Origin of the sequence: Salinibacillus aidingensis (assembly GCF_039522525.1) — a bacterium.
GTDB classification, from domain to species: domain Bacteria; phylum Bacillota; class Bacilli; order Bacillales; family Alkalibacillaceae; genus Salinibacillus; species Salinibacillus aidingensis.
Window position 1 is genome coordinate 1 of record NZ_BAAADO010000007.1, and the last position, 22,886, is coordinate 22,886.

General features: G+C 37.3%; 17 protein-coding genes, 10 tRNA genes, 1 rRNA gene and 1 pseudogene. All 29 read left to right on the forward strand.

What is annotated here, in order from left to right; all coding sequences use genetic code 11:
• Nucleotides 1–97 (forward strand): 5S ribosomal RNA (rrf, locus tag ABD006_RS14920); the annotation flags it as partial.
• A 13-nt stretch (nt 98–110) separates the two neighbouring features.
• Nucleotides 111–185, forward strand: a tRNA-Asn gene (locus ABD006_RS14925).
• 4 nt (nt 186–189) lie between these two features.
• A tRNA-Thr gene (locus ABD006_RS14930) sits at nt 190–262 on the forward strand.
• Nucleotides 263–299: 37 nt separating this feature from the next.
• Nucleotides 300–371: transfer RNA gene (locus tag ABD006_RS14935), tRNA-Glu, on the forward strand.
• 49 nt (nt 372–420) lie between these two features.
• Nucleotides 421–496, forward strand: a tRNA-Val gene (locus ABD006_RS14940).
• Between the two features lie 17 nt (nt 497–513).
• Nucleotides 514–589 (forward strand) — tRNA-Thr (locus ABD006_RS14945).
• A 23-nt stretch (nt 590–612) separates the two neighbouring features.
• A tRNA-Tyr gene (locus ABD006_RS14950) sits at nt 613–699 on the forward strand.
• A 5-nt stretch (nt 700–704) separates the two neighbouring features.
• Nucleotides 705–779, forward strand: a tRNA-Gln gene (locus ABD006_RS14955).
• 1 nt (nt 780) lies between these two features.
• Nucleotides 781–853 (forward strand) — tRNA-Lys (locus tag ABD006_RS14960).
• Between the two features lie 119 nt (nt 854–972).
• Nucleotides 973–1,047 (forward strand) — tRNA-Gly (locus tag ABD006_RS14965).
• Nucleotides 1,048–1,068: 21 nt separating this feature from the next.
• A tRNA-Ala gene (locus ABD006_RS14970) sits at nt 1,069–1,144 on the forward strand.
• Between the two features lie 467 nt (nt 1,145–1,611).
• Nucleotides 1,612–2,508, forward strand: a complete 897-nt coding sequence (rocF, locus tag ABD006_RS14975) for an arginase (protein ID WP_343842761.1) — start codon at nt 1,612–1,614, stop codon at nt 2,506–2,508.
• 331 nt (nt 2,509–2,839) lie between these two features.
• Entirely contained in the window at nt 2,840–3,403 is a 564-nt protein-coding gene (gene sigW, locus ABD006_RS14980) for an RNA polymerase sigma factor SigW (protein ID WP_343842764.1), read from the forward strand.
• 12 nt (nt 3,404–3,415) lie between these two features.
• Nucleotides 3,416–4,036, forward strand: a complete 621-nt coding sequence (locus ABD006_RS14985) for a zf-HC2 domain-containing protein (protein WP_343842767.1) — start codon at nt 3,416–3,418, stop codon at nt 4,034–4,036.
• 365 nt (nt 4,037–4,401) lie between these two features.
• Nucleotides 4,402–5,220 carry a diadenylate cyclase CdaA gene (gene cdaA / locus ABD006_RS14990; protein ID WP_343842769.1) on the forward strand — a complete coding sequence of 273 codons (819 nt, stop codon included), beginning with the start codon at nt 4,402–4,404 and terminating at the stop codon, nt 5,218–5,220.
• On the forward strand, nt 5,213–6,439 hold the full coding sequence (locus ABD006_RS14995) for a CdaR family protein (RefSeq protein ID WP_343842772.1): 1,227 nt from the start codon (nt 5,213–5,215) through the stop codon (nt 6,437–6,439). Before cdaA ends, ABD006_RS14995 begins: the two co-directional genes overlap by 8 nt.
• A gap of 139 nt (nt 6,440–6,578) precedes the next feature.
• Nucleotides 6,579–7,934 (forward strand): phosphoglucosamine mutase, encoded by a 1,356-nt coding sequence (glmM, locus tag ABD006_RS15000; RefSeq protein ID WP_343842775.1) that lies wholly within the window; start codon nt 6,579–6,581, stop codon nt 7,932–7,934.
• A gap of 517 nt (nt 7,935–8,451) precedes the next feature.
• A complete protein-coding gene (gene glmS / locus ABD006_RS15005; RefSeq protein ID WP_343842778.1) occupies nt 8,452–10,257 on the forward strand; it encodes a glutamine--fructose-6-phosphate transaminase (isomerizing) in 1,806 nt (601 codons plus the stop codon).
• Between the two features lie 947 nt (nt 10,258–11,204).
• Nucleotides 11,205–14,283 (forward strand): annotated as a pseudogene (ileS, locus tag ABD006_RS15010) (isoleucine--tRNA ligase).
• A 240-nt stretch (nt 14,284–14,523) separates the two neighbouring features.
• A complete protein-coding gene (locus ABD006_RS15015; RefSeq protein WP_343842781.1) occupies nt 14,524–14,826 on the forward strand; it encodes a hypothetical protein in 303 nt (100 codons plus the stop codon).
• Between the two features lie 445 nt (nt 14,827–15,271).
• Complete coding sequence (locus ABD006_RS15020; RefSeq protein ID WP_343842783.1) at nt 15,272–16,345, forward strand: hypothetical protein; 1,074 nt, start codon at nt 15,272–15,274, stop codon at nt 16,343–16,345.
• Between the two features lie 402 nt (nt 16,346–16,747).
• Nucleotides 16,748–17,545 carry a nucleotidyltransferase domain-containing protein gene (locus ABD006_RS15025; RefSeq protein WP_343842786.1) on the forward strand — a complete coding sequence of 266 codons (798 nt, stop codon included), beginning with the start codon at nt 16,748–16,750 and terminating at the stop codon, nt 17,543–17,545.
• A 148-nt stretch (nt 17,546–17,693) separates the two neighbouring features.
• Nucleotides 17,694–18,707, forward strand: coding sequence for a S66 family peptidase (locus ABD006_RS15030; protein ID WP_343842788.1), 1,014 nt, complete (start codon nt 17,694–17,696; stop codon nt 18,705–18,707).
• A gap of 152 nt (nt 18,708–18,859) precedes the next feature.
• Nucleotides 18,860–19,438 carry a histidine phosphatase family protein gene (locus ABD006_RS15035; RefSeq protein ID WP_343842791.1) on the forward strand — a complete coding sequence of 193 codons (579 nt, stop codon included), beginning with the start codon at nt 18,860–18,862 and terminating at the stop codon, nt 19,436–19,438.
• Between the two features lie 66 nt (nt 19,439–19,504).
• Nucleotides 19,505–20,047 carry an NUDIX domain-containing protein gene (locus ABD006_RS15040; protein ID WP_343842794.1) on the forward strand — a complete coding sequence of 181 codons (543 nt, stop codon included), beginning with the start codon at nt 19,505–19,507 and terminating at the stop codon, nt 20,045–20,047.
• A gap of 38 nt (nt 20,048–20,085) precedes the next feature.
• Nucleotides 20,086–20,655, forward strand: a complete 570-nt coding sequence (locus ABD006_RS15045) for a nucleotidyltransferase domain-containing protein (RefSeq protein WP_343842797.1) — start codon at nt 20,086–20,088, stop codon at nt 20,653–20,655.
• Nucleotides 20,656–21,084: 429 nt separating this feature from the next.
• On the forward strand, nt 21,085–21,381 hold the full coding sequence (locus ABD006_RS15050) for a hypothetical protein (protein WP_343842800.1): 297 nt from the start codon (nt 21,085–21,087) through the stop codon (nt 21,379–21,381).
• A gap of 62 nt (nt 21,382–21,443) precedes the next feature.
• Nucleotides 21,444–22,043 (forward strand): hypothetical protein, encoded by a 600-nt coding sequence (locus ABD006_RS15055; RefSeq protein ID WP_343842803.1) that lies wholly within the window; start codon nt 21,444–21,446, stop codon nt 22,041–22,043.
• 101 nt (nt 22,044–22,144) lie between these two features.
• Nucleotides 22,145–22,675, forward strand: a complete 531-nt coding sequence (locus ABD006_RS15060; protein ID WP_343842805.1) for a DUF4269 domain-containing protein — start codon at nt 22,145–22,147, stop codon at nt 22,673–22,675.
• Nucleotides 22,676–22,886 lie beyond the last annotated feature (211 nt).

Genomic DNA, 22,886 nt, shown 5'->3' on the forward strand with positions numbered 1-22,886 from the left:
AGGTCACACCTGTTCCCATTCCGAACACAGTAGTTAAGCTCTCCAGCGCCGATGGTAGTTGGGGTTCTTCCCCTGCGAGAGTAGGACGCTGCTGGGCCAATTAAAACAATTCCACCGTAGCTCAGAGGTAGAGCAATCGGCTGTTAACCGATCGGTCGTAGGTTCGAATCCTACCGGTGGAGCCATAATGCTTCCATAGCTCAGTCGGTAGAGCGCTTCCATGGTAAGGAAGAGGTCGCCGGTTCAAGTCCGGCTGGAAGCTCTTTGGAAACTTTTCAAGGATAAATTTTATTTTGAATGGCCCGTTGGTCAAGTGGTTAAGACATCGCCCTTTCACGGCGGTATCACGGGTTCGAATCCCGTACGGGTCATCGTAAATATAAGGATGGATGCTGAAAAAAACAGGCATTATCCTTTGTCGGAGGATTAGCTCAGCTGGGAGAGCACCTGCCTTACAAGCAGGGGGTCGGTGGTTCGAGCCCGCCATCCTCCACCATATATCTCTTTAAATATGCCGGCCTAGCTCAACTGGTAGAGCAACTGACTTGTAATCAGTAGGTTGGGGGTTCAAGTCCTCTGGCCGGCACCATTTTAAACTCTATTGTTATCAATGGAGGGGTAGCGAAGTCTGGCTAAACGCGGCGGACTGTAAATCCGCTCCCTTTGGGTTCACAGGTTCGAATCCTGTCCCCTCCACCATATTTTGGGCCATAGCCAAGCGGTAAGGCAACGGGTTTTGATCTCGTGATGCGCTGGTTCGAATCCAGCTGGCCCAGCCATGAGCCATTAGCTCAGTTGGTAGAGCATCTGACTTTTAATCAGAGGGTCGGAGGTTCGAATCCTCCATGGCTCATCAAGGAAGTTATGGTTGGATTCTCACCTGCGGTTCCCCTTGTTATCTATTGATATAAAGGTAGGAAACAAGGACTAGCCGGGGGGCGTCGGAATCCTCCATGGCTCATTTTTCTTTTTGCGGAAGTAGTTCAGTGGTAGAACACCACCTTGCCAAGGTGGGGGTCGCGGGTTCGAATCCCGTCTTCCGCTCCAGAAGAAATGATTATATATTAAGGGGCCTTAGCTCAGCTGGGAGAGCGCCTGCTTTGCACGCAGGAGGTCAGCGGTTCGATCCCGCTAGGCTCCACCAGAATATAAATATTGAACAGTGTACTGTCTCGAATTTTCCGTGACAGTTTTTTTGTGTACGAAATTATAAAATAACTGATTTATGGATATGAAATCAGCAAGCCGCGTCCTGCTCCATCACCCTGCGATAACACACAATAGCGTTATAAAGAATTTTGGTTTACCAAAGAATAGTTATATTCAAGCAGGAGATCCTATATGGAATAGGAAGATTAATTAGAAACAGGTAGGTAAAAATGGTGTATCGCTCAGTGAATCATTAGTTATTAAACCACTTCATTATGCAGGAATCATCAACACTTCTAAAGGCCTCCAACGTCTGTCAGCATCAATCATATTCCCTCACAGCCATCTGATCTAAACCGCCCTTCACTTTTTTTCTCACCGTATATATATACATAATTTTGTCAGGTTGAAACATCGTCTCCTTTGTATCTAAAATAGTGATAACTGAGGAGGGGGAGAAGTATGAACAAATATATATCATTAATTGGAGTACCGATGGATTTGGGCCAGAATCGCCGTGGGGTTGATATGGGTCCCAGTGCCATCAGGTATGCAGGGGTAATGGATCGTCTCGAAAAGTTGAATTATATGATAGAAGACTTAGGAGATATTGATATTCCTAATCCGGGAAACCGTCCTGATGATAAGGGGCTGAAAAATTTAGATGAAGTATCGGAAGGAAATATCCGTCTAACCAAGGTTGTGGACGAAACAGCAGCAAGAGGTCATTTTCCTTTAGTTTTGGGAGGTGACCATAGTATCGCTATTGGTACCCTTGCAGGGATCGCCAAGCATGCAGAAAACCTCGGAGTCATCTGGTATGATGCCCATGGAGATTTAAATACCGGAGAAACGTCCCCATCAGGAAATATTCACGGAATGCCGCTTGCGGTCAGTTTAGGGATAGGAAACGAAAAACTGACTCAAATCGGAAAGTATGCTCCGAAAATACGTCCGGAAAACATTGTTATTGTAGGAGCAAGATCTTTGGATGAAGGAGAAAAGAAGCTCATAAAGGATAAAGGAATAAAGGTGTACACCATGCATGAAGTAGATCGGCTGGGTATGACTCAAGTAATGAATGATACAATTGAGTATTTGAAGGAGCGAACAGATCAGGTTCATTTAAGTCTGGATTTGGATGGATTAGATCCACAGGATGCACCGGGAGTAGGGACGCCTGTTGTAGGCGGGCTAAGCTTTAGAGAAAGTCACTTAGCCATGGAAATGCTCTCGGAAGCAAATATTATTACCTCAGCAGAATTTGTGGAGGTGAACCCAATATTAGACGAAAAAAATAAAACAGCCTCTGTCGCCGTTGATTTAATGGGTTCTCTGTTTGGGGAAAAATTGTTATAATTATAGCTGTATAACAAACGTCAGCAACTTGTCTTTGCACAGGTTGCTGAATTTTTATCACGCATTAACTGGCCATAATACCCCCACTTCAGGTCTTGAGGGTACCCCAACAGTACTAAGTGGGGGGATAAATGGCCAGTAAATTCCTAATAAGTTCAACTAACCATCAGTGGGGGATGAAGAAAAGCCCCACTGATGGAAGTTTCACTTTATATAAATCACTTCCAATGGATAAAACGAACAACATGATAAAAAATTTTATAAAAATGAAACCTGATTTGTCTGGTGTTCGTACATATAGAGAACCCGCAGATCTAGCGGAGGTACAGGGATGGAAACGATAATTAAACAAAAAATTCGACAGGTTAAAAAGGGAGATCAATCCGCATTTGAAGATATCGTTAACTTTTACCAAAATAAAGTTATTCAGATATGCTATCGAATGCTCGGAAATTTACATGAAGCAGAAGATATTGCCCAGGAGGCTTTTGTGAGAGCTTATACAAACATCCACTCCTTTGACGAAAAACGTAAATTTTCCACCTGGTTATATCGAATTGCAACAAATTTATCGATTGATCGAATACGAAAAAAGAAACCTGATTATTATTTAGATGCCGAGGTTAAAGGAACAGAAGGATTAACGATGTATTCACAGCTTTCTATGGATGAACCCTTACCAGAGGAAAAAGTAGAGAGTATGGAGCTTAATGATTACATTCAAAAACAAATTTTATCCTTACCTGAAAAATATCGATCGGTTATTTCTCTTCGCTATGTCGATGATTTATCGCTGCAGGAAATTAGTGAAGCACTGGAGATGCCGATGGGTACAGTTAAAACTCGAATACATCGGGGAAGAGAAGCTTTGCGGAAAAAGCTTCGCGATTTGTAAAGGGGTGATACCTTGAGCTGTTCAAAGCGCTATATTGAGTTAATGCATAAATATCTGGATCATGAAATTCTGAAGGACGAAGAGGATGAGCTAAAACAGCATTTGATGCAATGTAAGTCCTGTCAATCACACTTTCATGAATTAAAGCGAACGGAAGCACTGCTTGAGAGTCCTTCTCATGTGCAAGCTCCCGATGACTTTGTGCAACAGGTCATGAATAAACTTCCAAGGGAGAAGAAATCTGTAAGTTACAGAAAATGGCTGAAGGCGCACCCGATTTTTACCGCCGCTGCTATCTTTTTTATTCTGATGTTTTCCAGTGTTGTAACCCAGTGGAGCCAGGATGGACAATTGACGGTTTCAAAGCAGGAAGGGATTGTTATTGAAGATGATACGGTTATTATCCCGGAAGGCCGGACAATCAGTGGAGACCTGGTTGTGAAAAATGGAGATGTTCAAATTGAAGGAAAACTGCAGGGCAATCTTGTACTGATCAATGGGAAAGTAAAAAATAGAAATGCTTTACGGGCTTCGGCTGGAGAAGTGACAGGTCAGATTGAGGAAGTGAATCAGGTTTTTGAATGGGTCTGGTACCATTTAAAAGAGGTTTCTGGTGATATTATCCCCTTTTAACGACAAGAAGCTATTAACTTGGACTTCCATAAAAAAATGGCCGCTAATCAAGCGGTCATTTTTCACGTGGTATAGAAAATAGTCAAATGGCAGAGGAGCGGACAGGAAATCAGGGGAGATCACGTCCGGCTCCAGCACTCAACGAGACTTCCTGCATCTGTACAATAAGTCAACAACGACCCACACAGTTTTTGTCGTGTATCCTTTGTTCTAAGATTGTTCACTTTGAGGTTTAAAGGGTTATGGCTATAGGGAAATATGGTATAATAAGGGAAGTTCAGGATTTAACTACATAGTGATGGTGATTTGTCGAATGATGTTTTACTTCGTCACAATGAAAAACAACGGTAGAAGGAAGTGTGCGCATGCTTGATGGGGGATTTAATTTCGTAGAACTTTTACGAATTGTTGTGGATGTCACCCTCGTATGGTTCGTTTTATATAAACTATTTATGCTGATTCAGGGAACGAAGGCTGTTCAGCTGTTAAAAGGAATATTTGTCATCTTAGCCATTTTTTTTGGCAGCTCCCTTTTAGGGTTGCAGACGGTTCAATGGCTAATGTGGCAAACCATGATGTTTGGTCCTCTCGCCATCATTATTCTCTTCCAGCCAGAATTAAGAAGAGCTTTGGAACAATTGGGTCGAGGAAAGTTCTTCTCAAGAAACACGCATTCTGAGGAAGAGGAAATGAAGGAGTCGATAGAGGCAATCATTAAATCCTGTAAATATATGGGGAAGCGTCGAATCGGTGCTCTTATATCCATTGAAAGAGAAACCGGTATGAGTGATTATGTGGAAACCGGGATTAAAATTAATGCAAATCTGACGAGCGAACTTTTGACGAATATTTTTATTCCGAATACCCCATTACATGACGGTGCTGTTATAATTAAAAGAAATGAAGTGATAGCAGCTGCATGTTATCTTCCGTTGTCCGAAAGCCCCTTTATTTCCAAGGAGCTGGGAACGCGCCATCGTGCAGCATTAGGGATCAGCGAAGTAACCGATGCATTAACTATTATTGTATCTGAAGAAACAGGAGCCATTTCCTGTACCAAAAACGGAGAATTGCATCGTGATTTAGAAGAAAATGCATTAAGGGAAATTTTGACGAGCGAATTAAACCCTGAGTTTGCTCAGACATCAAAAAGCTGGAACTGGAGGGGGAAGAAGAATGGATAAGTGGCTAAAGTCCCCTTGGTTTATTCGAATCATTTCATTACTTCTGGCTATAGGTTTATATGTATCTGTAAGTTTGAGCGATAATGAAGCGAGTGCATTGCTTCCAAAGAGCTCCAGTGAAACAGCAACGATGAGTAATATTCCTTTACAGGTTCGGATGGATGAGGAAAAATATGTTGTACGAGGGGTTCCTCAAACCGTTAATGTTTCGATTGAGGGATCGGGAGGTATCGTAACGACAACAGAAAGAGTAAGGGCTTTTAATGTATTCGTTGATTTGGAAAAGCTTGAGCCTGGTAAACATGATGTGAGGGTTCAGCATCAGGGATTTTCAAATAATTTATCGGTTAATATTGAACCTCAGACCATTGAGGTGGTCATTGAAGAAAGAGCAACAAAAGAATTTAATGCAGAAGTAGATATCCTTAATCAGGATCAGTTAAATGAAGGAATGATTTTAGGTGATCCTTCCGTTGACCCGGAAACTGTAGAAGTAACGGGAGGGAAATCCGAGGTTGATAAAATAGCGATGGTAAAAGCCATTGTTGACCTGAATAAAATAGATGGGGAAAAAATTAGTGTTGATAACGCCCCTGTAAAAGTCTATGATGAGCAGGGGAACGAATTAAACGTTTTTGTAGACCCATCAACTGTACAAGTTGATATTCCGGTTGAAGGGGGACAAAAAGAGGTCCCATTATCCGTACAGACAAAAGGAGAACTTCCGAATGGATTAAGCTTACAATCCATATCAACCAAACCTGAAACAGTCACTGTTTTTGGACAGGAATCTCTCCTGAAAGATGTAAAAGAGATTTCAAACTTAACGGTGGACCTGTCATCCTTTGAGAAGGATGGCTCGGTTGAAATAGATGTTCCGCTGCCATCAGGGTTAACAAGAGTGGAACCGTCCACTGTACAAGCCCAAATCGACGTTGAAGAAACCGTTGAAAAAATACTGGAGGACATACCTGTTCAGGTAAATGGTTTGGAAGAAGGCCGTGATATTACGTTTATTGAGCCTGAAAACCAGGCAATCACAGTTACGGTAATGGGTACCGAGAAGCAGCTTCAGGAAATTACAGCGGAGGACTTTACTGCTACGATCGATGTACAGGGTTATTATGAAGGTGAATTTGACGCTGAAATCCAAATTAATGGTCCTGAAGGCTTTGATTACACAGCAAATTTCAATTATGCACGAGTTCGAATTGAATAAATAGAATGTAAGAACTAGCAGGATAAAATGAAAAAGCCTTGCGCATAAAGGACATAGCCTTAAGTTTAGAACAAATGGTCTCATGCTTGGGCTAACCATGCCTTTGCGCTTTGAAATAAGGACGAAGGAGCGATTATAAATGGGAAAGTATTTTGGTACGGATGGTGTCAGAGGCATAGCAAATAAAGACTTAACACCAGAGCTGGCTTTTAAAGTTGGCCGCTATGGCGGATATGTATTAACAAAAATGAGCGATAGTCAGCCAAAGGTGTTAATTGGCCGTGACACCCGTATCTCCGGTCATATGCTGGAAGGAGCTCTTATAGCCGGTTTGATGTCTATTGGAGCTGAAGTGATGCGTATTGGCGTAATCTCGACTCCTGGAGTTGCCTATTTATCAAAAGCGATAGAAGCACATGCGGGAGTAATGATCTCCGCTTCCCATAATCCTGTTGAGGATAACGGAATTAAATTTTTTGGACCTGATGGGTTTAAGCTGACTGATGAGCAGGAAGCTGAAATTGAAGAACTCATGGACCGTGAGGAGGATGATCTGCCACGACCTATTGGTGCTGAAATCGGACAGGTGAATGATTATTTTGAAGGCGGTCAAAAGTATCTTCAGTATTTGAAACAAACCATAGACTTTGATTTTGAGGATATGCATATAGCTCTGGATTGTGCACATGGTGCGACATCCTCTCTTGCTCCTCACTTATTTGCGGACCTTGAAGCTGACATTACAACGATTGGAACCTCACCAGATGGATTAAATATCAATGATAAAGTAGGTTCCACCCATCCTGAAGCATTACGGGAGGTTGTTCTGGAAAAGGAAGCAGATGTGGGTCTAGCCTTCGACGGAGATGGAGACAGACTTATTGCAATTGATGAAAAGGGAAATATTATCGATGGCGACAAAATTATGTATATATGCGGAAAATACTTAATGGAAACAGGACGTCTTAAGCAGAATACGGTAGTCTCTACAGTAATGAGCAATATAGGACTTTATAAAGCGTTAGAGAACCATGATATTTCCAGTGTGAAAACAGCCGTGGGTGACCGTTACGTAATGGAAGAAATGAGGAAGAATGATTACAATCTTGGCGGTGAGCAATCAGGTCATATCATTTTTCTTGATTATACGACAACTGGTGATGGAATGCTTTCTGCCCTGCAATTAGTAAATGTGATGAAGGATACCGGGAAGCCTTTATCAGAATTAGCGGCGGAAATGGAGAAATTTCCACAGGAACTAAAAAATATAAAAGTGGTTGATAAACATCAGATCCATACCAATCAGCGCATTCAGGAAGAAATTCAAAAGGTGGAGGACATTCTTGGAAACGACGGTCGTGTACTTGTTCGTCCATCAGGTACCGAGCCGCTTGTTCGTGTTATGGTGGAAGCACCGACACGGGAAGATTGTGAAAGGTATGTGGACCAAGTATCAGCCGTTGTTCAGCAGCAATTAGGAATGAAGGAAGAGTAGGATATGCGCAGGTATCACAAAAAAGGGTACCTGCGCATATTTTATTAGTGATTGTGTAGAGGCCTTTATATAAAAATTATATTGACGCATACTTTTCTTTTTCGATAAAATATTAGTGATCTTTATTTTTTAACCAAAAATCAAAGATAGCATTCAGGAATGGAAAAGGAGGATTGCAGTTTATCATTTCTTTAAAAAGCGCCAGGACTATTTCCAATTAGGGAGCAGGGATTGTATTGATTTTACTGGAGCACACTAAGGAAAATTAGATCATATTCCTTATCCCAAGGGAGGAAATAGTTGACGAGGAGGAGGTTCATCGAGATTTCGGCGGATGCCTCCCGGTTGCCATCATCTCAACCGTACGTTTTAAACGAAAAACAAAGAGGTGACTCTTTGCACAAACGTTTAAAACAAGATGAGCGGACGTTAACTTAACACGAGAAGGGGGCAAACATCGCCCCTATTGTTAAAATAGTACTTTGTTTGCCTCTTTCTTAAAAGGGAGGAAACAAATATGTGTGGAATTGTAGGATATATCGGACAGCAGGATACAAAGGAAATTCTGTTAAATGGATTGCAAAAACTTGAGTACCGTGGCTATGACTCAGCTGGTATTTCAGTTCTGAATAATAACGGAGTTCACCTTTTTAAAGTGAAAGGGAGAATTGCAGCTTTACGCGAGGAAGTAGATGAAAACGTTCATGCAACGATGGGAATCGGCCATACACGATGGGCCACACACGGAGCGCCAAGTGTGGAAAATGCTCATCCACATCAAAGTGCGTCTGGCCGCTTTACCCTTGTGCATAACGGCGTCATCGAAAACTATACAGCTTTACGCGATGAATACTTGAAGGATGTTCAATTAAAGAGTGAGACAGATACAGAGGTTATCGTTCAACTGGTTGAAAAGCTCAGTGAACAATATAACGATGTGGAAAAAGCGTTCCGTGAAGCGGTACGTTTACTTGATGGGTCTTACGCAATTGCTTTAATGGATGAACAGGATCCAGACCAAATCTATGTAGCGAAAAACAAAAGCCCGCTTTTAGTTGGCCTGGGCGAGGATGGCTTTAACGTTGTATCCAGTGACTCTTTAGCCATGCTTCAGGTAACAGATCGTTTTGTAGAGCTTATGGATAAAGAGGCAGTCATGGTAAGACGTGATCAGGTAACCATTCAGGATCTGGATGGTCATGAAATTGAAAGAGAACCGTTTACAGCTGAAATTGATGCCAGTGATATTGAAAAGGGTACCTACCCACACTTTATGCTTAAAGAAATTGACGAACAGCCAACTGTCATCCGTAAAATTGTTCAGGAATATCGTGATGAACAGGATGAGATTAAATTAGATTCTGACATTCGTCAGGCTATGCTGGATACAGATCGTGTCTATATTATTGCTGCAGGAACAAGTTACCACGCAGGACTTGTTGGAAAGCAGATGATTGAAAAGCTGGCCAATGTTCCTGTTGAGGTTCATGTAGCCAGTGAGTTTTCCTATAACATGCCTTTACTAAGTGAAAAACCACTGTTCATCTTTATTTCCCAAAGTGGGGAAACAGCGGACAGTCGTTCTGTACTTGTTCAGATTAAAGAGATGGGTCATCCAGCCCTTACGATTACGAATGTTCCGGGATCTACCCTTTCTCGTGAAGCGGATTATACCCTTCATCTTCATGCAGGGCCGGAAATTGCAGTTGCTTCTACCAAAGCATACACAGCGCAAATTTCTGTGTTAGCCATCCTTGCTGTGGATACAGCTAAAGCAAAAGGGATTGACCTTGATTTCGATCCACTGCAGGAGCTTGCAATTGTTTCCTCTGCTATGGAAACCCTGTGTGATCAGAAGGAAGAAATTGAAAAGATTGTCTCGGAATTTTTAGAGACAACACGAAATGCTTTCTTCATTGGCCGTGGCATTGATTATTTTGTCGGTCAGGAAGGAGCACTAAAGCTTAAAGAAATCTCCTATATTCAGGCAGAAGGCTTTGCTGGTGGTGAATTAAAGCATGGAACCATTGCTTTAATTGAAGAAGGAACACCAGTAATCGCTATTGCCACTCAGGAAAATGTGAATTACTCCATCCGTGCCAATGTGCAGGAGGTTGTTGCTCGTGGAGCCAATGCCTGTATAATCAGTATGGAAGGCTTAGATGAGGAAAACGATACATTTGTGGTACCAAAAGTGCATGAACTGCTGACACCACTGGCTTCGGTAGTCCCTATGCAGTTAATTGCTTACTATGCAGCCCTGCATCGTGATTGCGACGTAGATAAACCACGGAATTTGGCGAAAAGTGTTACGGTTGAATAAGGAATAACGTGAATGAGAGTGCGGGTGTCTCCCCGCAACTCTTCTTTTCAAAAATGTAACTCTTCTTACAAGATGTAAGTAAGTTTTACAAAGAAGGGAAAGCGGAGGCACTTATGTATCGGTTCTTATGTATCACTCTAATCAGAATCGGGAGCGTACCGTTGGTACGCCTTCTCGGTTCTTTTTTTATTGGGTGAAAGCCTGGAAAGATAGATGACGTAAGGGATTAAAGCCATCCAAGCAGGAGAAAAAAGCGTGAAGAAAAGCGTGGGAAAACGCAAGAAAATCCCCTGTTAATCCTTAAACCTTATCTCTATTGCCTCCTTAATTTCTATTCTGTTTTGTAAAACCGAGTTCCATTTTTCAATATTTCATCGCATGTTTTTCGCCTGATTTCTGTAAGAAATAGCGGTTTTCTTTGTAAAACTTAGTTAAATTGAAAGGGGATATTTAGGGGGAGAAAAGGGCGTGAGGGCAAGTGGGAGAGGGTGTTGCGGGGGAGGGAGGGGTTTTGTAAAACTTAGTTCCAAAGGCATATAGTAGAAGATAAGGGATAGGGTAAATAGGAAAGGATTGCTAATTAATGTAAAATTGTAAGTTGACTTTTAAATCACTGTTAGTTATCATTTATATAATTTAATAAATAATTTGATGACGAGAAAGAGTAGTTATGTTTATCTTATCTACAGAGAGTTGACGATTTGCTGGAAGTCAATGTTAAGACCATAATGAAAATCCTCTCCGAGAAGCAAAGTTGAAAGGGCTTTTAAACTTTGACGGCATTCTACCGATATCCAGAACACGTATGATAGTACGTAGTGTAATGAACTGATAAAAACCACTACTATGGTTTTTTTATTTTGTTAAAGGAAGATTATATATTTATATATAAACTCGATTCTACGTATGTAGGGTCGAGTTTTTTTAATTATAATGAGGTGATAATGTTGAAGGAGTCCAGTGTAGAAAGGGAATTAAGGGTTCGTGAAAAATGGGAAAAGGATGGAACGTTCGAACGTTCTATATCTAACCGAGAAGGAAGGGAGACCTATGTTTTTTATGAAGGGCCTCCAACTGCAAATGGATTGCCACATGCAGGTCATGCCCTTGGGAGAACAATCAAGGACTTTGTAGCGAGGTACAAAACAATGTCTGGTTATCAGGTTTTAAGAAAAGCGGGTTGGGATACACATGGCTTACCTGTGGAATTAGAAGTTGAAAAACAATTGAATATTCGTGGTAAGGATCAAATTGAGGAGTACGGAATAGAAAATTTTATTCAGAAATGTAAAGAAAGTGTCTTTGCCTATGAAAATGAATGGAAACAATTTACTGAGGCTCTTGGTTATTGGGTAGATATGGAAGATCCTTATGTAACCTTAAACAACGAGTATATTGAGTCTGTCTGGAATATCCTATCCACTATACATGAAAAGGGTTATTTATATAAAGGACACAGGGTTGTACCTTATTGTCCACATTGCGAGACTTCACTTAGTTCTCACGAAGTTGCACAAGGGTATAAAGATGTTTCTGATTTATCCGTTACAGCCAAATTTCGATTAAAGGGAACTTCAAATGAATATCTTTTAGGTTGGACAACGACACCATGGACATTACCAGGTAATGTTGCTGTTGCTGTAAATCCTAATATGAATTATGTACGAGTTAGACAAGGGTCAGAAATATTTGTTCTTGCAGAGTCTTTGGCTTCCATTGTTATGAGGGAGGATTATGAGATTTTGGAAGTTATGAAAGGAAAAGATTTAATTGGTCTCTCTTACGAACCGCCTTTTAATTATGTCGCAGTAACCAATGGACATAAAGTTCTCGGTGCAGATTTTGTTACTGATACAAGTGGAACTGGTATTGTGCATATAGCACCTGCCCATGGAGAAGATGATTACAAGGCAATTAAGGATAACCAATTTGATTATGTAAATGTTGTTGATTCCAAAGGTCGTTATAAGGAATATGTAGCCCCACTTGCAGGACAATTTGTAAAAGATTGTGACGTAGAAATTATCAAAATGCTATCGAAGCAAAACCTTTTATTCGATAAGCAAAAGTATGAACATAGTTATCCCCATTGTTGGAGATGCGACAGTCCTCTTCTTTACTATGCCATGGAGGGTTGGTTTATTAAGACAACAGCAGTTAAGGAAAACATGCAATCAAATAACCAAGGGGTCGAGTGGTTTCCTTCTCACATGAAGGATGGAAGGTTTGGAAACTTTTTGGATAACATGGTGGACTGGAATATTGGAAGAAACAGATATTGGGGGAACTCCGCTAAACGTTTGGGTTTGTCAAGATTGCAGTAAAGAAAAAGCCCCGCATTCTGTTAAAGAATTAAGAGAGCTTTCTATAGAAGAATTGCCAGAAGATATAGAGTTGCATAAACCATACGTAGATAAAGTACATCTAACTTGCTCTTGTGGCGGTACAATGGTTAGAACAAGCGAAGTTATTGATGTATGGTTTGATAGTGGCTCCATGCCATTTGCTCAATATCATTATCCATTTGAAAATAAAGATATGTTTAAAAAGCAATTTCCTGCTGATGTAGTAATTGAGGGTGTTGACCAAACAAGAGGATGGTTCTACAGCTTATTGGCGGTTTCTACTCTGTTTACAGGACAATCACCTTATAAACGTGTCCTTTCTTTAGGACATATTTTAGATGAAAATGGACAAAAGATGTCAAAAAGTAAGGGTAATGCCTTGAACCCTACTGAGCTAATTAATGAGTTTGGTGCTGATTCTTTAAGATGGGCGTTGTTAGCTGACAGTTCACCATGGAATAATAAACGCTTTTCCAAAAAGACTGTTAGTCATGCTAAGTCTAAAGTAATTGATACACTTTTAAACGTTTATTCTTTTTACTCCATGTATGCAGAAATTGATCAATTTAATCCAGATAGTGACATGGGTGGAACTCGAACAACTCTCGATAAATGGGTTCTTTCAAGATTAAATACTGTTATTAGGGAAGTTGTCCAAAGTTTAGATGATTATGATGTAACAAAAGGGGCAAGATCCATTGCAACGTTTGTTGATGAACTTAGTAATTGGTATGTAAGACGTTCCAGACAAAGGTTTTGGAGTAGTGGTATGACTGATGATAAAAGATCGGCATTTAGCACCTTATTTGAGGTCTTAAAGAAGCTCACGCAACTAATGGCTCCTTATACACCTTTTGTTACAGAAGATATATACTCAAATTTAGTGAAAGATAGTGTGCATGTATCTGATTACCCTCAACCAGATGAAACGCAAATTAATAAACAATTAGAAAAGAATATGGATGTTGTCTTACAAATAATAGAGCTAACAAGATCCCTTAGAAATAAAGTTGGAATAAAAACCAAACAACCATTAGCTCAATTGGTTGTAGTCCCGACAGAAGAAACCACTCTATCTCAGTTGCAAAAGTATGTATCTATTATAAAAGATGAAATGAATATAAAAGAAGTAATTTTTAAGAATGATTATCAAGATTTGTTACAGGTTGATTTCAAATTGAATTTCTCAGTAGTTGGGCCAAAGGTAGGCAAAACAGTAGGCGAAGTTAAAAATAAAGTTGATGTGTTAGACGATTACGAGAAGGGAAAATTTCTTGAAAATAGAGAAATACAGTTATTATTAAATTCAGGGGAAACTATCACTCTTAATTCGGATGACATACTTATTGAGAAAAAAGGAAAAAATGGTTTTGAATTGCTGGAAGGGAGTAAATTCATAGCTCTATTAGATACTAATTTGACGCAAGAATTAAAAGAAGAAGGATTAGTAAGGGAATTTGTTCGGGCTGTTCAGACATATCGGAAGGAATTAAATCTTCCAGTTGAATTACGAGTAGATCTTTTTGTTCAGACTGATTTACAGCTTCAAGAAGTATTGATTAAATTTGATGAATTAGTGCAAAAAAACCTAATAATAAATGCAGTTCATTTTGAAAGTAAACCAGATATGATAAGTTTCAAAGTAGAAGGGCATGAGGTTCAACTGTACATTAAGTCATAAAGTTGACCCTAAAAGACCAGTGGAAAACAATAACTATCTGGTCTTTTTTAGGGATTGTCCGCTAACCGATTTATGGTTTAAATATATAGAAGGTGTAGGCTCTTCCGCAAAATGTTCAGAATCATCAATTTCTCGATTTAATAGTTTTAAAAATTTGAAACAAGAACTAAATCCGCCATAAATGGATAATTATGTTATTATTTAATGAATAATTGAAGTTTTGGAAAGCGAGGTTTAATTATGAGTGATATAGAGAAAAAGTTGGATCTAATTTTGGATGGCATAGAAGAACTCAATGAAGAGGTATCCTCGCATCAAAATGAAACGAATGCTAAGTTAGAACAAATTGAATCAATGCTGAGAGAAACTTTGGATGAACGTAAAAATCTAATAGCGAAAGATAAAAGTGAATCGGGTAAAAGCAAGCGATTAAAAATAGTGACTAAAGAACCGAGAGTAAGGTTTGGTGAAGTTGGCGTAGATCCACATACCGAGCAGGTAATGAAGCAAAACGACAATATCATTAATAGGGGCATTAATTAAAAAGGTAGTGTAGAGATTATTTTCATAGAGGGGAGATAGAAAGTTGACGAAAGCTGGAATTAGACGCAGTCCACGAAAAAATCCATCTTGGAGACCAATGAGTGTTGATGTATCAGATAGTTTCAGGCCTTTATTTGAACGGAATGAACAACTGTTGCAACAAATTGATAAACGAAGGAAGCAAGCTATTTTAAATTTGATTATTAAAGAAAGACCTTGACAACTTATATGACTACCTTTCTTTCTTTAGTAAGGTTTGTGTGCTTAAACCAAAAAGATAGTTATATTACCAAAACAAGTAATTGAGGGGGAGAGGCCTTTGTCCAACCAATACGAAAATATAATAGAAAATGCTCTAAGTCATTATGAGATTTGGGTTTATACTAACATTTATGTCTAAGACGCTTGTATAAAGTGTACAGATATTAGAGGGGAAATTTTAGCAATGAAATGTGATTATCTTACTAAGGCTATCCAAAAATTGGATTTAAAAAATATACAGAACAAACAAATTTCCAAAATTGGTGAAGGTGCTTGGCATAATGTATATAAAATAGAAAGGGAATTTGAAGAGGACATTGTAATAAGAATTAAGAAGAAGGTGGCATATGGGCATTTACAAGAATATAAAGAGAATGATTTGATTTCTGAATATGAATCTACAAAAGTTTATTACCAGTATGCTAATAAGTGTTACTTTAACATTTGTCCTACATTTTTTGATTACTATTTAGATGAATCATTAGTATTTACTATAGAAAGTTTTATGGGGAAAGGAAATACACTTCAAAGTTTAAATCATACCGAAGCCTTTTCGGTTGGAGAAAAATTAGGAGACTTTTTTAGTGTTATGCACAGTAATCCCCACGATATAAAAGGATTTGGTACTTTAAAATGGTGTGGGATACATCTTGAAGGGGAAATACAAAAGGAAGCTAACCAAATTTGGCAAGATGATAACGACTTTTACATAAATGTATTAAAGAAATTAATTTCTACTAATTTAAACTTTGATACTGAAATTGTTGCGGATAAGATTTTAAACATAATCGGACAACGACGCAGGAATCAGCAACGAATTTCATTAGTTAATCAAGATGTAACACCAGAAAATATAATACTTAATTTAGATAATGTTTCGATAATTGATCCATTTCCAAGGTTAGATTTCGATTTAAAATATGCGGGCTATTTTGTTTTTTGTTATAAATTCCTCCTTCCTGCTTATTCTAATGCACCAAGATATCGGAGTAGTTCCTATAGTCAAAATGCGAATAAAATGAGAGAAATTGCAGATGGATTTATAAAAGGTTATACAGGAAATAATGTGAGTTTGACTAAGTGGATAATGAGCGAATATATCTTATGGATTTTATTAGAAACTTATGAACATCTCGAAGTTTTGAACGAGAAAGATATAGGTTATAAGACTTTACAGCAAATGGGTGATGAAGACATTATTAAAAATAGACTAATAGTATGTTTAAAAGAGCTTGAAAATTCATGTTTAACTTTTTAATCGTTTTAGATAAATTTACCCTATAAGTTAATGTTACACCTATTATTACACCTATTTTAAAGGTGCAACTCTTATTTTTTCCCTTTCAAAGATGTAAGTAAGTTTTACAAAGAAGGGGAAGTGGAGGCAGGTATGTATCGGGCTTTATGTAATACTCCAATTAGAATCGGGAGCGTATCGATGGTACGTTATCTCGGTTCTTTTTTATGGTTAATATACTGAAATAGCATGTGGGAGTGGGAGGGAAAGTTTAAAGTGGAGAACAATAGGATGAAAAAGGTAGAATTACGTTGGTGAGAGTTTTGTAAAACTAAGTTCCTTTCTAAGAGAATTAGCTATTGATTATTCTAAATAAATGGAATATAATGGCGTAATATTTATTTTTAGGTTAGGAGGGTAATGATGAAGCAGGAAGATGCTGTTAAGGCCATTTCACATAGTTTAATGAAGGATAAACTTGTAAAGGCAATCTTCTTAAAAGGCTCAATGGGAAGAGGGGAATATGATGAATATTCGGATGTTGACCTTTACTGCTTGGTAGACGAAGAAGATGAAGAGAAATTTTTGACACAACGATTAATGCATTTAGAGTCTTATAGAAAGATATTGTTTTATGAAGATTTTTTTATCATTGCACCTCAAATAATAGCAGTTTTTGACAATCTCCTTCATGTAGATTTATTTACTGTTACAGAAAAGAGTTTCAAAGAAAAGGATTTTTTCCATGTGTTATATGATCCAGAAGGAAGACTAACTAAATTTCAATCCACTCAAAATTTGCTTCTTTCCGTAGAGGAGTTTAGTGGTTGTGCTTATGATGTTGCTTGGTATCTATTTCAATATAATAAGGCAAAACAAAGGAGAAATGACTTATGGGCTGTGGAGATGTTGCAACACGTTATGGTCAACCTATCTAAAGTGTTGTTACATAGATATAGACCTGAAAAAGCTCAATTAGGATTAAAAAGTCTTGAATCACAATTACCTCCTATTCAGCTGGATAAAGTACAAACAATTTTCATGTATATAACACCTAATTCTCATAAAAAGGCGGTATATTACTTAATTAACTTATTGAGTAATGAAATCGATTGGATAGAATCCAAGGTGGAAAAGAATTCCCAAGCAGTTCCATTTATAAGAATGATGATAACCCTGTTAAACCAGCAAAAGAGGGAAGGAAAAGGCAGTAAGGTTTAAGTTAGAGAAAGCAAAGTAATGTAAGAAATAAACTTTATCAGACCGCTATGTTAGTATAAGACCTATAATTTGTGTATGGATACTTATACAATGGAGTAGGTAATTAGTTCATTCTATTAACCTAATATTCAAAATGGGAGGCGTAAAATTGATCCAATATCCATTCTTAGAAAAAGGTATGACTATAGGAGTAACTGCACCATCATCAGGAGTGCCAAGTGAATTACATGAATTGCTACATTCAGCGTTTAAAAGTATGGAAAAGAAGGGTTTCCACATTGAATGTGGTGACACACCTTGGACTCAGGATAAGGCAAAGTCTGCATCTGCAAAAAAACGAGCAGAAGAATTTAATGATATGATGTTTAACGAAGATATTAACATTATTATTCCTCCCTGGGGTGGAGAACTACTTATTGAAACGCTTGAATATATCGACTTTAAAAAAATACAGAACAAATGGGTCTTGGGCTATTCTGACATTAGTTTACTATTGTTAGCTATTACCTTAAATACAGGTATAGCTACTGCTCATGGAACAAATTTAGTAGATTTAAGAGGGGATTATTCTGATGGTACGACTGCAATGTGGCAATCTGTTTTATCTACCCAAAAAGGCGAATCAATTCTACAACGTTCATCAGAAAAATATCAAAAAGAATGGCAATTTGATAAACCCACTCCTCATATTTTCAATCTAACAGAGAATACTTACTGGAAGTCAACTGCAAATCATAAAGTTAAGGTTCGAGGAAGATTACTTGGTGGATGTATTGATACGATAAGACATTTAATTGGTACACCATACGGGGATGTACAGCATTTTAAAAATAACTATATTGCAGGAGATTCAGTCATATGGTTTCTCGAAAATTGTGAGTTACCGACCACTGACTTACGTAGATCTCTAATACAAATGAAATTGGCTGGTTGGTTTAATAATTGTAATGGTATTATGTTTGGAAGGAGTTCAGCTAATACACCTGTCAGAAATTATACAGTTGACGATGTTTATAAAGAGCTTTCTGACGAACTCCAAATTCCTATAATATACGATATTGATTGTGGTCATGTACCACCACAAATTACTTTGATAAATGGAGCATTCGCTGAAATAGAAGTCGATAATGGAAAAGGTACTGTATTACAAACCTTTAACTAAAAAAGAGTAACTCCCCTTTTCAACAAAATGGTGTCCTTCTATAAATCTGAATGGAGATTCAAGGGGAGTTGCAAGATAAAAAGAAAAAATGATGCAGACAAATGATCTATTCGATTAAGAATTACAAAGAATGATGACCATTATAAACGTTTATGGAAGGTTTGATTGGTTTGCAGACGAATTTGTATTTTGTTAGACATGCTCATTCTACATATACGCCAGATGAGTTAGGAAGACCTTTGTCTGAATGTGGGTTTACTGATGCAAACACTGTAACTGATTTGCTTAAAAGAGAGGCTATTGATTATGTTTATTCAAGCCCATACAGACGTGCAGTTCAAACAGTTGAAGGGGTTGCAAAATACATAGATAAAGAGATTGAGTTAGTAGAGGGTTTCAAAGAACGCATCTTGGCGGAAAAGCCTGTAGAAGACTTTTCAGTAGCCATTACAAAGGTTTGGAAAGACTATGATTTTTCATGGAAAGGCGGAGAATCGAATAGGGTTGCTCAAAAAAGAGGTATTCATGCTACTTTACAAGTATTAGAAAGCAATATAGGTAGGAATGTAGTAATCGGTACTCATGGTAATATTATGGTGTTAATTATGAACTATTTCGATAATCAGTATGGATTTGATTTTTGGAAGAAACTCGAAATACCAGATATATATAAACTATCATTTAACGGAAAGAAAATGAAAGATGTTCAAAGAATTTGGAATAAATCCTAATGATGTTGTTCAGAAAACAAGAAGAAACATGACTTGGACATAAAAATTTGTTGAATAATTGGTTATATGAGTGATAGAAAGGGAGAGGTATATTTGAAACTTAGGCAAATGGCGGTTGCGTTCTTATTTAACAAAAATCAAGATGTCTTATTTCTTCAAAAAAAACTTAATAACTCCTTTCTTCCTGGATTATTAGTTCCAATCGGCGGTCATATTGAAAAAGAAGAAATGAGTGATCCGAATAAAGCGTGTCAAAGGGAAATCGAAGAGGAAACAGGATTAGTTGATACTGATATTAATAATTTGATGCTTAGGTATGTAGTCCTCAGAATAAAAGGCTATTCAGAAATTAGGATACAATATGTTTATTTTGGAAATGTATTAGATGTCTATAAAGTAACTGAAAGCGAAGAAGGTCAATTATGTTGGAAAAACCTTAATGAAGTATTGTCTGATAACGTTACAGAAACAACAAAGGAAGTAGTAAATCACTATGATGAAATTGGACAATTTTCAGACCAGGTGTATGTTGGCACAATGAAGTCTGATGATGGAACTCCTGAAATTACATGGGCTATTTTAGAAGATTGGGATAGACCTATTAAGTAATAGATTTGGTAAAGAAATAGAGTAAAAGGAGTAGGTAAATGTCATTTAAACATTGCTATTTCATTAATGAGTTGATGTCCGATTTTAATAAAATATGGTTTGTTGTAGGCGGTTGGGCAATTGACCTTCATATCGGTAAAGAAACAAGACTACATAAGGACATAGAGATATCAGTTTTCCGTAAAGACCAACTAAAATTAAAGGAATACCTACAAGAGTGGGAATTCCAAAAGGTCATTAAAGGTGAATTCCATCCTTGGAAAAATGAATACCTGGAACTACCCATTCATGAAATACATGCTATAAATAAATTGAGCGGGGCAAAAATGGAAATCCTTCTAAATGAGACATGTGGTAATAAATGGATATTCAGAAGAGATATGAGGATTTCCTATCCAATTAAAGAATTATATAGATATTCAGTTCAAGGAATCCCGTATCTAAATCCTGAAATTGTACTATTATATAAAGTTAGAAATACAAGAGAAAAAGATCATCAAGATTTCATGACAGTAAAAGACTATCTTAATGACCACCAGAGGAAATGGTTAAGTGAAGCAATACAGATCCACGAACCACAGCACGAATGGCTTAAATGTTTAGGTTGAGATTATTTCTCTTTAGGAGGTTTTCTTTACAGGGAATAAATTCCAGGAAGAGAAAATTACCCTTCTGAGGGTCAATATTATTTCAATGTGGAAGATGTCGATGCACTATGAAACGCAATAGATTAGGTTGTGTTCATGATGACTAAAAAAGTAACTAAAATAGTGCATTATTGACCAGTCTGGCAGGTTATTTTATGATGATAATATAAAATAAAACCTTGAAATTTAGGATGATAAACATGAAGTATCCATCGACCAACCTTCAAAAGTTCATAATAGTGAATTCAAACGCTCAGACAAAATGGGCGTTTTTTTAATGCAGTTAAAAAGTAAACAACATTAGGATGTATCTGCGGGTAGAGGTGTAAATGGTGGAAAGAGTGATGAAAAGGAGATTATACATTTTCCTGAAAGGGTGGGGGGTAGAGCATGAGTGATGCAAAAAATCTGTCTAAAAATGAAATAGTTATTAGAATGTTTGTGAATGCATATACCGAAGATGAAATAGCCAATGTTACTGGACACAGCATAGAACAAGTACAACAGCAATTGTCTTATTTTCAAACTGGAGAAATAACAAGAAGTTTTGATATAGCTTCAAACATGCTTCGAAAAGGATTCGAAAAAGAAGTTATATCTGAAATTACGGAGCTTGAAGTAAAGTTAATAAACGAATTAAGACATGAAATGATCAGAAGAGGAGATTTTCCTGAAGAGAGAAAATAAATGAGCTGGAAAAGTAAAGGTGATTACGGAGATTAGGTAATACTTAGAAAGGGTCGTGGACTATGAGTAATAAACAGGACTTCGAGGGGATTACTAAAGAAGCAAAACAGGAGATTTGGAAAATTATTATTAGTTTGCTTACAAAGAAGGTTGATATCGATACAATTTTTTCTGTTCTAACATTCAATAGAGAAGAATTGGAAGATGTAAAGAGGACAATGCAAGAATCAAAATTCCCTTTGTTAGCAATGAATCCTTTAAACTTAATTTCTTCTTGTTATGCGTGTAATAAAGCCCAAGAGGGTAAAGGTGATCGAGTTTCAAATCCTCCTATAGTAACTCCATACAACGAGATGATTGGTGGAAATTTTGAATTTAAGATTAATTTTGAGGATGAATTTATAACATTGCAAAATAATGGAGGAAAGGCACATGAGAACTATATAAAACTACTAAAACTTGATTCACGATATGCAGATCCATTTATTTTTAGTAATGTTGATGATAGGGCAAAAAGTTTATTTGAATCTTTATCTAATTATGGTTCTCCATCTAAACAGAGTATATTTTCATATATTGATCAAAGAGAGAAAAGAGAAAATTTATCTTTTGCTTTGAGGTCTGCTATAAGTAAATACCCTCAATTTGATAAATATAAGTAATCGTTTGGGGTTAATTCTATTTCTGTGTATGGTCTTACGAAGAACGGTTCTTATGGTAACGGTAGAAGAGTAGTCGAATTATTAAAGAGAGGGAAATTTGTATGTTTGAAACTATTGATTATTTGAGATTTGGCAATCAAAAACAGAAAAATGCTTATAATGCTATTAACAGTTTAGGGATAATGGAGAGTTTATCTGAATTCAATCCTATCCTATGTGGAACGTTACCCATTGGAATTGATATAGAGGGGTCAGATTTAGATATTATTATGGAGGTTTTCGATCCCAATAAGTTTGAGAAAAAGGTGAAATTGTTATTTTCAAATAAGGAAAAATTTATATTTAAGAAGACTGTGATTAGGAATTTCTCCGTAGTAAAAGCAAATTTCATGTATGGTGGATTCGAATTTGAGTTATTTGGTCAACCGCAATCTGTCAAAGAACAATATGCTTATTTACATATGGTAATTGAAAACTTCATAATATCCAATCATCCGTCTGTACAAGAAGAGGTAATATTATTAAAAAAACAAGGATATAAGACAGAGCCTGCTTTTTGTAAAGTTTTAGGGTTAAAAGGAGACGCTTATGAGACACTTATAGATTTTGGGAAAAAGAATAGGATTGTTTGATTTACTTATGGAAATGTAAAGAAGAAATTGATTTGTTCAGTATTATGAAAAAAGAGTATGTCTATGTAATTAGAATTTGCTCTTAAACCCTTAATATCTATTATGTCTCCCTGTAACTCTCCCTTTCAAAGATGTAACTCTTCTTACAAGATGTAAGTAAGTTTTACAAAGAAGGGAAAGCGGAGGCACTTATGTATCGGTTCTTATGTAT

What these genes read in the sequence shown, in the direction of transcription:
- rocF (WP_343842761.1), top strand. Translation starts at nt 1,612, where the DNA reads ATGAACAAATATATATCATTAATTGGAGTACCGATGGATTTGGGCCAG.
- sigW (WP_343842764.1), top strand. Translation starts at nt 2,840, where the DNA reads ATGGAAACGATAATTAAACAAAAAATTCGACAGGTTAAAAAGGGAGAT.
- cdaA (WP_343842769.1), top strand. Translation starts at nt 4,402, where the DNA reads ATGCTTGATGGGGGATTTAATTTCGTAGAACTTTTACGAATTGTTGTG.
- ABD006_RS14995 (WP_343842772.1), top strand. Translation starts at nt 5,213, where the DNA reads ATGGATAAGTGGCTAAAGTCCCCTTGGTTTATTCGAATCATTTCATTA.
- glmM (WP_343842775.1), top strand. Translation starts at nt 6,579, where the DNA reads ATGGGAAAGTATTTTGGTACGGATGGTGTCAGAGGCATAGCAAATAAA.
- glmS (WP_343842778.1), top strand. Translation starts at nt 8,452, where the DNA reads ATGTGTGGAATTGTAGGATATATCGGACAGCAGGATACAAAGGAAATT.
- ABD006_RS15015 (WP_343842781.1), top strand. Translation starts at nt 14,524, where the DNA reads ATGAGTGATATAGAGAAAAAGTTGGATCTAATTTTGGATGGCATAGAA.
- ABD006_RS15020 (WP_343842783.1), top strand. Translation starts at nt 15,272, where the DNA reads ATGAAATGTGATTATCTTACTAAGGCTATCCAAAAATTGGATTTAAAA.
- ABD006_RS15025 (WP_343842786.1), top strand. Translation starts at nt 16,748, where the DNA reads ATGAAGCAGGAAGATGCTGTTAAGGCCATTTCACATAGTTTAATGAAG.
- ABD006_RS15035 (WP_343842791.1), top strand. Translation starts at nt 18,860, where the DNA reads ATGGAAGGTTTGATTGGTTTGCAGACGAATTTGTATTTTGTTAGACAT.
- ABD006_RS15040 (WP_343842794.1), top strand. Translation starts at nt 19,505, where the DNA reads ATGAGTGATAGAAAGGGAGAGGTATATTTGAAACTTAGGCAAATGGCG.
- ABD006_RS15045 (WP_343842797.1), top strand. Translation starts at nt 20,086, where the DNA reads ATGTCATTTAAACATTGCTATTTCATTAATGAGTTGATGTCCGATTTT.
- ABD006_RS15050 (WP_343842800.1), top strand. Translation starts at nt 21,085, where the DNA reads ATGAGTGATGCAAAAAATCTGTCTAAAAATGAAATAGTTATTAGAATG.
- ABD006_RS15055 (WP_343842803.1), top strand. Translation starts at nt 21,444, where the DNA reads ATGAGTAATAAACAGGACTTCGAGGGGATTACTAAAGAAGCAAAACAG.
- ABD006_RS15060 (WP_343842805.1), top strand. Translation starts at nt 22,145, where the DNA reads ATGTTTGAAACTATTGATTATTTGAGATTTGGCAATCAAAAACAGAAA.